The sequence below is a fragment of the Clostridium beijerinckii genome, assembly GCF_036699995.1.
Classification (GTDB): domain Bacteria; phylum Bacillota; class Clostridia; order Clostridiales; family Clostridiaceae; genus Clostridium; species Clostridium helianthi.
The window spans coordinates 1,819,549-1,834,310 of record NZ_CP144906.1 but is presented as its reverse complement, the minus strand read 5'-3'; the positions used below and the strand labels follow the sequence as shown (position 1 = coordinate 1,834,310).

The 14,762-nt window shown below is 29.8% G+C and carries 14 protein-coding genes and 1 other annotated feature; of the genes, 4 read left to right on the top strand and 10 right to left on the bottom strand.

From position 1 onward, the window contains the following. Positions 1-7 precede the first annotated feature (7 nt). From mraZ to ytxC, 8 genes are all read right to left on the bottom strand, one after another. Entirely contained in the window at positions 8-436 is a 429-nt protein-coding gene (gene mraZ / locus PZA12_RS08565) for a division/cell wall cluster transcriptional repressor MraZ (RefSeq protein WP_017208861.1), read from the bottom strand. A 217-nt stretch (positions 437-653) separates the two neighbouring features. Continuing rightward, positions 654-3,032, bottom strand: coding sequence for a phenylalanine--tRNA ligase subunit beta (pheT, locus tag PZA12_RS08560; RefSeq protein ID WP_078115194.1), 2,379 nt, complete (start codon positions 3,030-3,032; stop codon positions 654-656). Positions 3,033-3,379: 347 nt separating this feature from the next. Further along, positions 3,380-4,399, bottom strand: a complete 1,020-nt coding sequence (gene pheS / locus PZA12_RS08555; RefSeq protein ID WP_078115193.1) for a phenylalanine--tRNA ligase subunit alpha — start codon at positions 4,397-4,399, stop codon at positions 3,380-3,382. 195 nt (positions 4,400-4,594) lie between these two features. Continuing rightward, positions 4,595-4,817 (bottom strand) — a binding site (T-box leader). Between the two features lie 354 nt (positions 4,818-5,171). After that, positions 5,172-5,954, bottom strand: coding sequence for a TrmH family RNA methyltransferase (locus PZA12_RS08550; RefSeq protein WP_077841692.1), 783 nt, complete (start codon positions 5,952-5,954; stop codon positions 5,172-5,174). A gap of 100 nt (positions 5,955-6,054) precedes the next feature. Beyond that, positions 6,055-6,414 (bottom strand): 50S ribosomal protein L20, encoded by a 360-nt coding sequence (gene rplT / locus PZA12_RS08545; protein WP_017208856.1) that lies wholly within the window; start codon positions 6,412-6,414, stop codon positions 6,055-6,057. Positions 6,415-6,441: 27 nt separating this feature from the next. Beyond that, positions 6,442-6,639 carry a 50S ribosomal protein L35 gene (gene rpmI / locus PZA12_RS08540; RefSeq protein ID WP_017208855.1) on the bottom strand — a complete coding sequence of 66 codons (198 nt, stop codon included), beginning with the start codon at positions 6,637-6,639 and terminating at the stop codon, positions 6,442-6,444. A gap of 21 nt (positions 6,640-6,660) precedes the next feature. Beyond that, complete coding sequence (gene infC, locus PZA12_RS08535; RefSeq protein WP_017208854.1) at positions 6,661-7,218, bottom strand: translation initiation factor IF-3; 558 nt, start codon at positions 7,216-7,218, stop codon at positions 6,661-6,663. Between the two features lie 134 nt (positions 7,219-7,352). Beyond that, positions 7,353-8,252: a putative sporulation protein YtxC gene (gene ytxC, locus PZA12_RS08530; protein ID WP_078115191.1), complete on the bottom strand. Its 900-nt coding sequence runs from the start codon at positions 8,250-8,252 to the stop codon at positions 7,353-7,355. Between the two features lie 225 nt (positions 8,253-8,477). Here ytxC and PZA12_RS08525 point away from each other — a divergent pair, with 225 nt between their 5' ends. Continuing rightward, positions 8,478-9,182 carry a DUF6873 family GME fold protein gene (locus PZA12_RS08525; RefSeq protein ID WP_078115190.1) on the top strand — a complete coding sequence of 235 codons (705 nt, stop codon included), beginning with the start codon at positions 8,478-8,480 and terminating at the stop codon, positions 9,180-9,182. A gap of 105 nt (positions 9,183-9,287) precedes the next feature. Here PZA12_RS08525 and PZA12_RS08520 read toward each other — a convergent pair whose 3' ends face one another. Beyond that, entirely contained in the window at positions 9,288-9,452 is a 165-nt protein-coding gene (locus tag PZA12_RS08520; RefSeq protein WP_236886733.1) for a hypothetical protein, read from the bottom strand. Positions 9,453-9,707: 255 nt separating this feature from the next. After that, positions 9,708-10,322, bottom strand: coding sequence for a GNAT family N-acetyltransferase (locus PZA12_RS08515; RefSeq protein WP_103698473.1), 615 nt, complete (start codon positions 10,320-10,322; stop codon positions 9,708-9,710). A 468-nt stretch (positions 10,323-10,790) separates the two neighbouring features. On the opposite strand from PZA12_RS08515, the gene abc-f reads away from it, so the two are divergent. The 3 genes from abc-f (at position 10,791) to ilvA (ending at position 14,640) form a co-directional block, all read left to right on the top strand. Then, the gene (gene abc-f / locus PZA12_RS08510) at positions 10,791-12,347 is read left to right on the top strand and encodes a ribosomal protection-like ABC-F family protein (RefSeq protein WP_077837503.1); all 1,557 of its coding nucleotides are present in this window, start codon (positions 10,791-10,793) and stop codon (positions 12,345-12,347) included. A 321-nt stretch (positions 12,348-12,668) separates the two neighbouring features. Beyond that, on the top strand, positions 12,669-13,088 hold the full coding sequence (locus PZA12_RS08505) for a YjdF family protein (protein ID WP_103698472.1): 420 nt from the start codon (positions 12,669-12,671) through the stop codon (positions 13,086-13,088). 331 nt (positions 13,089-13,419) lie between these two features. Then, entirely contained in the window at positions 13,420-14,640 is a 1,221-nt protein-coding gene (ilvA, locus tag PZA12_RS08500) for a threonine ammonia-lyase (RefSeq protein ID WP_103698471.1), read from the top strand. The last annotated feature ends 122 nt before the right edge of the window (positions 14,641-14,762 follow it).

Here is a 14,762-nt window from a genome sequence, read left to right as displayed (position 1 = left end):
AAACTCCTTATATTCCTAAATCATTCATTTTTTCTGCAATTGAATCAAAGTCTATATTTGATTCGTTATATTCGCTCCACTTTTCTTTGCTCCATATTTCTACTCTAGATAATACTCCAATACTTACTATGTCCTTTTCTATACCTGCATATTCCTTTAAATTTTGTGGAATCAATCCTCTTCCTTGCTTGTCTAACTCGACTTCACAAGCTCCAGAAAAAAAGAACCTCACAAAGGATCTAGCATCCTTATTTGTTAAAGGTAAAGTTTTTAATTTATTCTCCAATATCTTCCATTCATCAAGTGGATAAGCGTACAAACACCCATCAAGCCCCTTTGTAATAACAAATTTATTACCAAGTCCATCTCTTAGTTTTGCTGGAACAATTATTCTATTTTTAGGATCTAACGCATGTTGATATTCCCCAATGAACAATATTCTCAGCTCCTACTTTTATTGATTAGGTAATTTCCCTCTATTTTAAACCACTTAACACCACTTTTAACCACTTTATCTATACTTATTCTATAGAAACATGATATTTCCTTCTTTAAACTTATATTTTTTTGCATAAATAAAAATAGCTGCTTCAAAAATAATAAAACTTATTTCTGAAGCAGCTTTCATTTAGCAAAACTTGAGTTATTATACCTTAATCTCTTAATGTAGCTCCAAGCTTATATTCTAAAGATTTTAGGATTTTTTCATGAACTTTATTAACATCTTTATCTGTTAATGTCTTATTTTCATCTCTGTACCAGATTGCATAAGCTATACTCTTTTTACCATCTGGAATTTGCTTTCCTTTATATATATCAAATAATTCTACTTTTTCAACTAAATTTCCACCAGCTCTTTTTATTGTATCATCAATTTCTTGAACTAAAAGACTATCATCAACAAGTAATGCAATATCTCTTGTTACTGCTGGGAATTTTGGAAGTGCTTTATATTTTTTATCCATATCAGCATTTTCATATAAAACATCTAAATCTAATTCTGCTACATAGCAAGGTACATCTAGACCGTAATTTTCACATACATCTAAATGAACTTCTCCTAAAGTTCCAGCGTTAGTTCTACCAACAACTATCTTAGCTGTTTTTCCAGGGTGGTAACTTACATTTTCGCTCTCTCTCTCATATTTAACACTCTTTATACCTAACCCATCAGTTATATTTTCAACAACACCTTTAAGATCTAAGTAGTCACATTCTCCATAAATACCTATAGTCAGAATATTCTTTTCTGTTGGAAGTTTTGTTTCATCCTCATTTGGAATGTAAACTTTCCCCATTTCAAACAATCTTACATATGAGTTATTTCTAGAATAGTTTCTTCCAAGTGATTCCATCATTGAAGGAAGTGTTGAAGTTCTCATTACACTATAATCTTCCCCTAATGGATTTCTTATCTTAACTACATTTCTAAGCTCACTATCTTCTGGTAAATTAATTTTATCAAAAACCTTTGGAGATACAAATGAATAACTAATAGATTGATTTAAGCCACTTCCTGTAGCAAGCATTACTACTCTATTATCTAATAATCCTTTTCTATATCTTGGCTCTCTTTCTGTAGAAACTTTAAAAATTGTTGTAGGGATTTTTTCATATCCATAAATCCTTGCAATTTCCTCAGCTATATCTTCTCTAATTGCAATATCAACTCTGAAAGTTGGAGCAGTCACAACTAAGTTATCACCATTTATTTCTGTAAATAAGTCAACACTATCTAAACATCTCTTCATCTCTTCTTTAGAAAGATCTGTTCCAAGGAAGCTGTTTACCCAATTTGAATCAACAGTTACAGTTGATACTTCTTTCTTGTTGTTGTAAACATCTATAGTACCTTCCATAACTTCTCCGGCATCTAATTCACAGATTAAGCTACATGCTCTATTTAATGCAATTTCAGCTAAGTTAGGATCTATATCTTTTTCAAATCTTCCAGAAGCTTCTGTTCTTAGATTTAATTTCTTTGAGTTTACTCTTATGTTAGTTCCATCAAAATTCGCACATTCAAAAACAACTTCTGTAGTATCCTCTTTTATTTCTGAGTTTAAACCACCCATTATTCCAGCAAGACCGATAATATTTTCTCCATCTTTAATGCAAAGCATCGAATCATCTAATTCTCTTTCTACTTCATCTAAAGTTGTAAACTTTTCTCCTTGATTTGCTCTTTCAATTACTATTTTATTCGTAGCAATTTCTCTTTTATCAAAAGCATGCATTGGTTCACCAGTTTCAAGCATAACAAAATTTGTTATATCAACTATATTATTTATTGGTCTTATACCAGCTTCAAGAAGTCTTTCTTGCATCCAACCTGGTGATGGCTGAACTTTAACGTTTTTCACTCCTCTTGCCATATACCTATTACAAAGAGTATCTTTAACTTCAACAGTTAACTCTTCATTTATATTTTTTGAATTTTTAGTTTCATACTCTAAACTTGGCATTCTATAAGTTGTTCTAAGCGCTGCTGCTGTTTCCCTCGCCATACCTACCATGCTTAAACAGTCAGGTCTGTTTGAAGTAATTTCAAAATCTAGAATTGCTTTATTTAATCCTAAAATTTCTTTGATATCAACTCCAAGCTTAGTATCAGCAGGTAAGATCATCAATCCATGAACTGGCTCATCTCCAGCTGTACCTAATTCTTCTTCTGAGCAGAACATACCATTAGATACTACTCCTCTAAGTTTTCCTTTTTTTATTTTAGTTCCGTCGGCAAGTGTTGAACCATGAAGAGCAACCGGCACAACATCTTGCTCTTTCATGTTCGTTGCTGCTGTAACTATTTGTATTTGTTCACTTCCTATATCAACTTGACATATGCTTAACTTATCTGCATCAGGATGTTTTTCAATATTAGTAATTTTTCCTGTAACTACATTTTGAATTACATCTCCTTGGATAACAAGTTCTTCTAGTTGTGAACCAGTTAGAGTTAATTTATCTCCTAATTCCTTAGGACTAACATTTATATCAACATAATCTTTAAGCCAATTATATGGTACTTTCATTTTGTTTCCTCCTTTTATTGCTGGGTATAGCATCTTATTTTAATCCAATTTCTTCACTCCCCCTCATTTTTACATGTGCAAAAGTTCTTAATTGGTAGAATAGCTACACCCTTTTTAATATTCAAAAAATCTTAATTGCAGTATAGCTGCTTTTTTTAAGTTTCAAAAGTTCTTGATTGCAGCATAGCTGCTTTTTTCAAGTTAATAAGTTCTTAATTGCAGCATAGCTGCTTTTTTTAAGGTGTATATCTTTAGAATATATATGGTAATATTCTAAAGAATAAATATTCCTAAGAATGTATATTCTTAAATTCTTAAATTCTTAAATCTTAAATAAAATTAAGCTTTTAGAATTGATTTAAGAATCTCATATCACTTTCATATAATAATCTTATATCATCTATTCCATACTTTAGCATTACCATTCTGTCAACACCAAAACCAAAAGCAAATCCACTATAAACTTCTGGATCAAGGCCACAGTTTCTAAGAACATTTGGATGAACCATTCCACAGCCTAAAAGTTCTATCCAACCGCTGCCTTTACATACTCTACAACCTTCACCGCCACATACAAAGCATGTTGCATCCATTTCAGCAGATGGCTCTGTAAATGGGAAGTGATGTGGTCTGAATTTAGTTTGAACCTTGTCTCCAAACATTTTTTTTGCAAATAATTCTAATGTTCCTTTTAAATCAGCAAATGTAACTCCCTTATCTATAACTAATCCTTCCATTTGATAGAATATAGGTGAATGTGTAGCATCTACTGAATCTGATCTATATACTTTACCAGGGGAAATCATCTTTATTGGTGGCTTTTGATTTTCCATAGTTCTAACTTGAATTGGTGAAGTCTGAGTTCTAAGTACTATATTATCATTTATATATAAAGTATCCTGTTCACTTCTAGCCGGATGATCCTTAGGTATATTTAGAGCTTCAAAATTATAATGATCATATTCAACTTCAGGTCCATCTTCAATTGTGAACCCCATTGAAACGAAAATTTCTTCCATGCTTTGAAGAGTCAAATCTAACGGATGCCTCTTTCCTATAACTTTCTTTCTTCCTGGAAGAGAAATATCTATAGTTTCACCTGCAAGCTTTTCAGCCTTTTCTTTATCTTTAATAGCCTTTAATACGCTTTCTAATTTTTCTTCAACAACAGCTTTAGCTTCATTAACCAATTTTCCTACAATAGGTCTTTCTTCTGGAGAAAGATTCCCCATACCTCTTAATATTGTAGTAAGCTCCCCTTTTTTCCCTAAGAACTTAACTCTAATTTCTTCTAATTCGCTGCTAGTTTTAACAGCTTCAATTTTGCTTAACGCAAGTTCTTGTAATTCTTTAAGTTTTTCTTTCATCATTGTTTCTCCTTTCAATAACGTCAATACACAATTCACAATTCACAATTCACAATTTTCAGTGTTCAATTATAGAAAACTCCAAATAAAGCTTTATTTGATTGCACCTTATATAAGAAATATTTCTTTCAAAATTGTTTATTGTAAATTGGCAATCGAAAAGACTTTTTTGCATAAAAAAAACGCCACCTCATAAAAAGGGACGAATTATCCGCGTTACCACCCTAATTGGAACTAAAAAAAAGTACCCAACTCAATTTAATTAACGACTCTTCTTGCCGCTAGCTACTACTATAAATTTCACAGCTAGAACTCCTGAGCGAACTTCAATATTATATTATTTAAGAAGGCTTACAGTCTATGACCTTCTCTCCCTTAAAACTTTTCTAATATCTACTCTCTCATTCACAGTTTTTCAATGTTCAATTAATACAACTCATTATACAAATAAATATATAAAATATCAATACTATTTTCAAAATTTATATATAAATCCACTGCTTTCTAATATACCATATTCATAAGCATATTTCCAAATTAAATTAAATATTTCATCTTAACATGATTATTTTAAATTTAAAGACTCTGAACACCAGATGTTTCCTATAAATATTTATATATTTTTCTATTCACATAGATAAATATATACATTTTAAAATATTTTCATATTAATATAGATTCCTAGAAATATTCAAATCTACTTTCATTCTTAAATAGTTTCAAATTTTCCTAGGAACCTATTAATATACTTTCCTATTTTAATAAGATTTAATCACAATTGATTTTGTCTTACTTTCTCATACATTATAACAGATGAAGCTACTGCTACATTTAAAGATTCTGCATTGCCTGGCATTGGTATCTTAACTTTAGTATCCGCCATCTCCAATACTTCTGTACTTACTCCATTTCCTTCATTCCCAACAGTTAAGAGAACCCTGCCTCTTAAATCTGCTTGAAAGAAATTTTTATCTGTATCCAAGGATGTTACTACTAAATTAAAACCTTTTCCCTTTAAATCTTTTACTAAAGAGAGATTCTCATCATCATAATGAATAGGAATATAAAATATAGATCCCATTGTGGATCTAATTGTCTTTTCATTATATATATCTACAGTACCCTTTGTTAATATAATTTCTTGTACTCCAGCTGCATGTGCAGTTCTTATTATAGTCCCTAGATTCCCTGGATCTTGTACCTTGTCACAAAGCAAGTAAAAATCTCCATCTAATTTCGATTCCATTGTATTCATTTTTATAACCGCAAGTATTCCTTGAGGATTTTCTGTAGAAATAAGCTCTTTAAATAAATTTCCAGAAATCTCATAAATCTTGATTTCATCATTTATATATTCGCTCAAAAATTCGTCTACCTTATCCCGTGCATCTTCAGTCACAATTAGGTAATCCACATCGACCTTTGCCTTAAATGCCTCTTGAACTAATCTAAATCCTTCAATTATATACCTACTTGTTTTAGTCCTATTTTTTCTTTCTTTAAGCTTTTTTGTATTCTTAAATAAATTATTTTCTTTACTTTCTATATATATCAAAGTTTTACACCTCAAAACTATAGGATTATGGAAAAATAATAATATCATTATTTATATTTGAATATAAAAATAAAATGCGGCATAAGCCGCATTTTATGTACTAAGCATTTAATTGTTTCTTAGCAACTTCTACTAATTCAGTAAATGCTTTTGGATCATTTATAGCTATTTCAGATAACATCTTTCTGTTGATGTCTATTCCAGCTAATTTGATTCCATTCATGAATTTAGAATATGATAAGTTGTTCATTCTTGTAGCTGCGTTAATTCTAGCTATCCATAAACTTCTATAATCTCTCTTCTTATTCTTTCTTCCAACATAAGAATTTCTTAATGCTCTTATTACTGATTCATTAGCAGTTTTATATAACTTACTTTTTCCACCGTAGTATCCTTTTGCAAGTTTTAAAACTTTTTTATGATTTTTACGAGAATTCTTCGCTCTCTTTACTCTTGCCATTACTTAAACCTCCTGCATTACCCTATATTATAGGTATGGTAATAATTTCTTCATTACTTTTACTTGTGAATCTGAAACATATCCAGCTTTTCTAAGATTTCTCTTAGTTTTTGAACTCTTCTTTGTTAAGATATGGCTCTTAAACGCCTTAGCTCTCTTAAGTTTTCCTGTACCTGTCTTTCTGAATCTTTTTGCTGCTCCTCTATGAGTCTTCATTTTTGGCATGATTAAAATCCTCCTCTCAAGTTATGCCTTTTTAGGCCCTAAAACCATTGTCATACTTCTGCCTTCTCTTTTAGGTCTTTTCTCTATTAGGCAGACGTCTTCTAATTTAGATGCAAAATTATCAAGAATCTTTTGTCCTATATGACCAAGTTCCATTTCTCTACCTCTAAATCTAACACTGATTTTAACTTTATCTCCTTCTAATAGGAACTTTCTAGCATTTTTTGCTTTTATGTCAATATCATGTTCCTCAATAGTTAGACTTACTCTTATTTCTTTAATACTTACTATTTTTTGTTTTTTCTTAGCTTCTTTTTCCTTTTTTGATTGCTCATATATATACTTACCAAAGTCCATAATCTTACAAACTGGTGGCTTCGCATTTGGGGAAATCATAACTAAGTCCATTTCTTTTTCTTCAGCAAGTCTTCTTGCTTCACTTGATGAGATAACACCTAATTGTTCCCCATCACTTCCAATTACTCTAAGTTCTTTTTCTCTTATTTCTTCATTAATAGAAAAATCTTTATTAATATTTTTCACCTCCGAAAAATTACATACATAATAAAAAGACGGCATATAGCCGTCTCAAATTATCAATACTCAATGTATAGACATCCATATAAACCCATACTAGTAGATTCAACACTGCAGGGTGAGAAACGGCTGTTTCTTCTTAACATGTATGAGTATATCATTGTTGTTAATCCATGTCAATATTTTTTTGCAATTATTTGACCAATTTTATTATAGTCGCTATTTGCTTCATAAAAATGAACCTTATCTCCAAATACATTTTGAATAGTATCTATAAATTCTTTATTGCTACATTTTTCTTTTCCATAAATATTTATATTTTCAGGTGCACTTGTTATTAGTCCGCTAATTAATATATCTTCCATATTTAATTCAGCTTTATTTTGATCTGTTGCGATTTCACTGAAAAAATCGTAATATAAATCTTTTCCTTCCTTATCCCTTACTATATAATTATTATCTTCTACTATTATATTTATTTCTTCTATTTTGCATTCCTGTATTTCTACAAAGTACTTTAGTAGTTTTATAAATTCTTTATATTCTTTTTCCACCATATATCTTTCTACTACTTTATCTATAACTTTTTCTATATCCTCTCTTAATTTTCTCATCCTAAAAGTTATAAATCCATCTATATTAATCTCTTGTTTTTCACTTATGCAGTCTCTAATCTTTTCTACCATAGAATTAATTTTATTTAAACAAAATATAGTATCCTCATTTGCATCTACTTCTTCATACTTTAACACCTTTAGTATTTGATCTTCAACCTCTAATATTTCAGATTGCTTTAAGAAAAAATAATTATCCGTTATAAATTCAAACATTTCCTTTTTTCTATAATTATCAATAACTATTCTATATAAAATATTACTAACATATAAGTTAATAATCTCTTTTACTTTTTCATTATAACAATTTTCTTCACAAATTATCTTTATTATATGAGTTTTTCCTTCTATACTTTCAACAAATCCTATTAAAATCTCCTTCTTCTTTAGTAGCTCTTTTAGCTCTTGCAGGTCATGGGAAAAAGTCAAGTCTTCACTATAAGCTAATTTTAAAATAAGCATGGATTTCACTCCCTTCTTAATATTAGTATGTATTAAAAATTTGAGGATATGCAAAATTCATATGATATATTTCTAGTTGATAAAATATTAACTTTTATACATTTTAGCAGTTACTTAATTGACATATCAGTCTTTAAAGCGCAAAATATAATTTAAAATAATAATTTCAATATTGATTGTTTTGCCTTTAAATATCAGTCATACATTCTTATAAGGAGAATTTATATGCATTGTTTTGTCGATTATAGAATTACTAAAGAAGAATTACTTAGCCTTTCCAAACTAGACCTAAAACCAATATTAGTCCCTAAATGTAATGATGTTTATGATGCCATAAATGGTCATCCTGATATTCAATTAAATGTACTAAAAAATGATTCATTTAATAAGATAATTATCCAACAAAATATCTCAGAAAAATTCAAAGAGATCCTTAAATTAAACGACATAAATTATATTGTTTCAAAAAACACATTGTCCAATACATATCCAAACGATATTATTTTAAATTCTTTAATTTTAGAAAACTATTTTATACATACTTTAAAATATAGCGATGAAAATCTTTTAAACTCTCAAAATTCAAAAATACACATTGATGTTCCTCAAGGTTACACAAAATGTTCTATTCTCCCTGTTAGAGAAAAAGCCTTAATCACGAGTGATAAAGGGATTTTTAATTCTCTTAAAAATTATGATTTTGACATTCTTCTGCTTCCTCCCGGAGATATACTACTACCTTCACTAAATTATGGTTTTATAGGCGGGGTCGGCGGTATGGTCTCTAATAATAAGATGGCTTTCTTTGGTGATTTAGATAGTTACACATGGGGAGATCAAATAAAGAAATTTCTTTTTAAATATGACGTCTTACCCATTGCACTAAGAAAAGGGAAATTAATAGATCGAGGTAGTCTATTTACCCTATAACCATGTCCACTATATAATATGATTTCTACTTTTTTATGTTACTTTTAAATAAATATAAAGAAGATAGCATTCACACTAATAATGTAATTACTATCTTCTTTATATTCATCTTGTCATTCTATTCTTTATTTCATCAGTCAACTTTTCTGCTTTTGACTTTACTAATTCTCCCACGTTTCTCATTTCATTCCCCATATCTTCTGCCAAGCCTTTCATTTCATAACCCATTTTTTCTGCCATTTCTTTTATTTCTTTAGTTAAATCTAACATCATAGTATCTCCTTTCATATAATAATTTACGCAATTTATAATAATATCAATAAAAATTTTTTTTATACTAAAAGTTTGCCCCAAAATAGGAATATTATTATAGAAATTTGGCTAACTTAAAATTTTTAATTACTTACAGACAAAAATAATTTTTATCTGTATATAAAAATTAAGCCAATAGATATTTTCTTATCCATTAGCTTAATTTCATGCCTTTTCTCTTACTATTAAACAAAATGTTAATTTACTAACTAATTATTCTAAAAGTTCTTTAGACATTTTATTGTAATCAGAATCATGTAAATTCATAATATTTTGGGATATTCTTAGGTTATTTTTATACTCAGTTCTAAAAATACAATAATACAATGTGGTTACCTCTTTATTATTCAGAAGTTTTAATCTCTCTAACTTTTTAAATTTATATTTGAATCCGCACTTTTCAATTACTCTTTTTGAGTTGTTGTTAAAATCAAAATGTGCGCACCAAATCAATTCTAAGTTTAGTTTATTAAATCCATAGTCCACTAATGATTTTACCGCTTCAGGAACTATTTCTTTTCCCCAGTATCTAGGATTAAGAACATACCCCACTTCTTTCTGATTTAGTTTCAACAAATTATTATCAGGCTTTCTATCATGAAGCCCTATGCTACCAATAACTTTATTTTCTGATTTTAAAACTATAGCGTATGTTTCATCGTTTTTAATAAACATTTTTATTATTTTTTTACTTTCATCCTCATCTTTATGTGGCATCCAACCAGCGTTAGGACCTACCAATTCACTTTTGGCATATTCATACAAATCCTCGTAATCCTCTTCTTTCCATGTTCTTAATAGCAATCTATCAGTAACCAAGTCCTCCATCTTGCTTCCCCCTTATATATAATCTGGTCAAATATCCAATTACGCCTCCAGCATATCCTCTTTTCATTTCTAGCACATTGAATTAAAAGTTTTATCAAGTAAATTCTCTAAACAGCTATCAACATTCTTTAATTTATAGACACACGAATTTTATTACTAAAATTATAACATATTATGTAAATATACAACCATAATTTATACACAAGGTGCTTTGGGCAATTGATAAATATTAATTTTAATGAATTTTACTACTTTATGAATATATTGTTATAGTTTCAATGCTCTTCTTATCTATATTTTTAATATACACAAATTTTCTTAAATTTACTTTGACATACTGGCTTTTTATCCTTTAAACTATTAGGGATATGCAACTACAAAAAGTGATTATAAGCTTATTATTTTTCTCTTATTATTAGAAGTTTTTTTACTTTGTTGCAAATTTTATAAGTTTTTTGGAGGTAATTGATGAGCATACTTACTGTTAAAAATATGAATCACGGATTTGGAGATAGAGCTATTTTTGAAGATGTTTCATTTAGATTATTAAAAGGTGAACATGTTGGTCTTATTGGTGCTAATGGAGAAGGTAAATCTACATTTATGAATATAGTAACTGGTAAGCTAATGCCTGATGAAGGGAATGTTATTTGGTCTAATAATGTTAGAGTTGGTTACATGGATCAGCATGCAGCATTAATGAAAGGTCAAAGTATAAGGGATGCCTTAAGAGATGCTTTTAAATATCTTTTTGACCTAGAAGCAGAAATGAATTCTTTATATGAAAAGATGGGGGATTGTACTGAGGATGAGTTAAATAAAATGCTGGAAAGAACTGCTGTAATTCAAGACATGCTTGATCATAACGGATTTTATGTTATTGATCCAAAAGTTGAAGAAGTTGCAAAAGGTCTTGGGCTTTTAGACCTAGGGTTAGATAAAGACGTTGATGATTTATCTGGTGGACAAAGAACCAAAATTCTTCTAGGAAAACTATTATTACAATCTCCTGATATTTTACTTTTAGATGAACCTACAAACTACTTGGATGAAGAACATATCGAATGGCTTAAAAGATATCTTCAATCATATGAAAATGCGTTTATATTAATATCCCATGATGTTCCATTCATAAATTCAGTAGTCAACCTAATTTATCATGTTGAAGAACGAAGACTTACAAGATACGTAGGAAATTATGATGAATTCCAAAGAATATATGAAGAAAATAAAAAGAAGCTTGAAGCTGCTTACGAAAAACAACAAAAAGAAATTGCAAGACTTGAAGATTTCGTAGCAAGAAATAAAGCTAACGTCGCTACTGCAAATATGGCTAAGTCTAGACAAAAGAAGCTAGATAAAATGGATATAATTGAACTTTCAAAAGAAAAACCAAAACCAGAATTCAACTTCAAATCTGCTAGAGCTTCAGGTAAAGCTATTTTTGAAACTAAAGATTTAGTTATAGGTTATGACTCTCCTCTTACAAAACCATTAAATTTATATATGGAAAGAGGACAAAAAATAGCATTGGTTGGAGCTAACGGACTTGGTAAGTCTACTCTTCTAAAAAGTTTACTTGGTATAATAAAACCAATAAGCGGAGAAGTTCATTTAGGTGATTATCAATACATAGGTTATTTTGAACAAGAAGATAGAGGCAATAACAGCAATACTTGTATAGAAGAAGTATGGCAGGAATTCCCTGGATACACTCAATATCAAATAAGAGCTGCTCTTGCCAAATGCGGACTTACAACTAAGCAATTAGAATCACAAATAAGAGTTCTATCTGGTGGTGAGGCTGCAAAAGTTAGACTTTGTAAAATTATAAATAATGAAACTAATATATTAATACTTGACGAGCCTACTAATCACTTAGATGTTGATGCAAAGGATGAGTTGAAAAGAGCGCTTAAAGAATATAAAGGAACAATTTTATTAGTTTCGCATGAACCTGAATTCTATAGAGATATAATAACAGAAACTTGGAATTGTGAAGATTGGACAACTAAGATAATATAGTCAGTTAATAAAAAATGTAGTCAGTTTATTAAAACTGGCTATTTTTTATGTTTCAACATACATTTCTCTATAAAAATCTATCAATGATTCTATTTTTATAGGCTTTATCTAGATTATCTGCTAATTTATAGAAAACATAATATAAGCATAATTAATAGTAACCTCTCTTTTCATTAGTATACTCTTCTACTATAATAATATTTAAGAGATAAAAACACAGTTTCTGTTGGTAGTCAGAACCTATATTATAATATAGCAGTAACCTGCCCTCCTGGGGTTGTCCATTCTCTGTGAATTTATATACTACAGGAGGATTTAATTATGATAACAATAATTAAATTAACAGTTCTTTTTGATGATCCATTTTGGATTGGTGTCTTTGAAAGTATTGAAAACGGCGAATATAAGGTATGCAAAGTTACCTTCGGCTCAGAGCCAAAAGACGAGGAAGTTTACGAGCTCATACTGAAAAAATTCTATCGTCTAAATTTTAGTTTGCCAGTATTGTCTGATGACTTTAAATCACCAGCAAAACCTAATCCTAAAAGGCTTCAACGAAGCATTAGAAAAGAGGTTAATGTTAAAGGCATAGGAACCAAAGCCCAAATAGCAATGCAATTACAGCATGAACAAAGCAAAATTGTACGCAAACAAAAATCAAAAGAACAAAATGAGCAAGAAGAACAAAGAAAGTTCGAGTTAAGAAAAAAGAAAAAGCTTGAAAAGCATAAAGGGCATTAATAATAAAAGTTCTTTATGTAAATCATATGTCTTAACTATATATTATGAATTTTTTCCTATCTAAAATGCTCAGAAATAACAAGTTAAAAATGCTATTAACACTTTAATACTAATAAAAATATCTTTTTGATAAATATATTTATTTCATTATAGTATTGCAGCATCATCTTAACTTGTTATTTTTTTATTATTCCTTATCCCTAGAGTTACCTTTTAATTTAAATTTACAAAACTTATTGTCTTAAAAACTCTTACTTGACATAAAATGCTAACATGTTATCATAAAACTATTAGCTAAAAGCAATATACATATAAAGGGGATATTACAAAAATGATGACACTTGATAAATTTGAAGAAGCATATGAAATCGTGCAAAAGGTAATCTTAAAAACCAAGTTAGTATTTAGCGACTATTATTCAGATATTACAGGAAATAAAGTCTACTTTAAGCCTGAAAATATGCAAAAAACAGGGGCGTATAAAATCAGAGGGGCATACTATAAGATTAGCACGCTTTCAGAAGAAGATAGAAACAAAGGTCTTGTGACAGCTTCTGCTGGCAATCATGCTCAAGGGGTAGCTTATGCTGCCAAAGCCTATAACACAAAAGCAATAATTGTAATGCCAACCACTACTCCTCTAATGAAAGTTAATCGTACAAAAGCCTATGGAGCAGAAGTTATTTTACATGGAGATGTTTATGATGAGGCTTGCAATTACGCTTTAAAACTTGCTGAAGAAGAAGGTTATACTTTTATTCATCCTTTTGATGACTTAGACGTAGCAACTGGTCAGGGCTCAATAGCAATGGAAATCATAAAAGAATTGCCAACTGTTGATATAATCCTAGTCCCAATAGGTGGCGGTGGACTTGCTACAGGTGTTTCTACACTTGCAAAACTTCTAAACCCTAATATAAGAGTTATAGGGGTAGAGCCTGCTGGCGCAAACTGCATGCAAGTTTCTTTAAAGAATGGAGATGTAACTACTCTTCCTTCAGTAGATACAATAGCCGATGGTACTGCCGTTAAAACCCCTGGTTCTAAGATTTTTCCATATATACAACAAAATCTAGATGATATCATAACCATTGAGGATCACGAACTTATAGGAGCATTCCTAGATATGCTCGAAAATCACAAAATGCTTGTTGAAAACTCAGGCTTATTAACAGTAGCAGCTTTAAAACATTTAGATGTAAAAGATAAAAAGATTGTATCAATTATAAGCGGTGGTAACATGGACGTAATTACCTTTGCCTCCCTAGTGCAACATGGTTTAATAGAAAGAGAACGTATTTGTACAGTTTCTGTTTTACTTCCAGATAAACCTGGAGAATTAACCAATGTATCTAAGGTAATTGCAGAAGCTCATGGTAATATAATAAAACTTGATCACAATCAATTTGTAAGCATTAATCGTAACAGTGCAGTTGAACTTGATATCACAATGGAAACCTTCGGACATGATCACAAAGAAGCAATCATTAGAGCTCTCAAAGATAACGGATATGATCCTAAAGTTATTCAACCTAAAATGATTTATCAATAAAATTCACAGAAATTACAGATGACTGTGGTTGAGTCATTGATTTCACACATCCGTTCTTTAAATCTGACATTATAATTTTCTAAAGAATAAAAAACATTTAAAGAATACATTCTTTAAATGTT

Coding starts and splice junctions, on each gene's coding strand:
- PZA12_RS08505 (WP_103698472.1), top strand. CDS start 12,669: ATGATAACAATAATTAAATTAACAGTTCTTTTTGATGATCCATTTTGG.
- PZA12_RS08525 (WP_078115190.1), top strand. CDS start 8,478: ATGCATTGTTTTGTCGATTATAGAATTACTAAAGAAGAATTACTTAGC.
- abc-f (WP_077837503.1), top strand. CDS start 10,791: ATGAGCATACTTACTGTTAAAAATATGAATCACGGATTTGGAGATAGA.
- ytxC (WP_078115191.1), bottom strand. CDS start 8,252: ATGCTTATTTTAAAATTAGCTTATAGTGAAGACTTGACTTTTTCCCAT.
- rplT (WP_017208856.1), bottom strand. CDS start 6,414: ATGGCAAGAGTAAAGAGAGCGAAGAATTCTCGTAAAAATCATAAAAAA.
- pheS (WP_078115193.1), bottom strand. CDS start 4,399: ATGAAAGAAAAACTTAAAGAATTACAAGAACTTGCGTTAAGCAAAATT.
- rpmI (WP_017208855.1), bottom strand. CDS start 6,639: ATGCCAAAAATGAAGACTCATAGAGGAGCAGCAAAAAGATTCAGAAAG.
- PZA12_RS08520 (WP_236886733.1), bottom strand. CDS start 9,452: ATGTTAGATTTAACTAAAGAAATAAAAGAAATGGCAGAAAAAATGGGT.
- pheT (WP_078115194.1), bottom strand. CDS start 3,032: ATGAAAGTACCATATAATTGGCTTAAAGATTATGTTGATATAAATGTT.
- infC (WP_017208854.1), bottom strand. CDS start 7,218: ATGCCGTCTTTTTATTATGTATGTAATTTTTCGGAGGTGAAAAATATT.
- ilvA (WP_103698471.1), top strand. CDS start 13,420: ATGATGACACTTGATAAATTTGAAGAAGCATATGAAATCGTGCAAAAG.
- PZA12_RS08515 (WP_103698473.1), bottom strand. CDS start 10,322: ATGGAGGACTTGGTTACTGATAGATTGCTATTAAGAACATGGAAAGAA.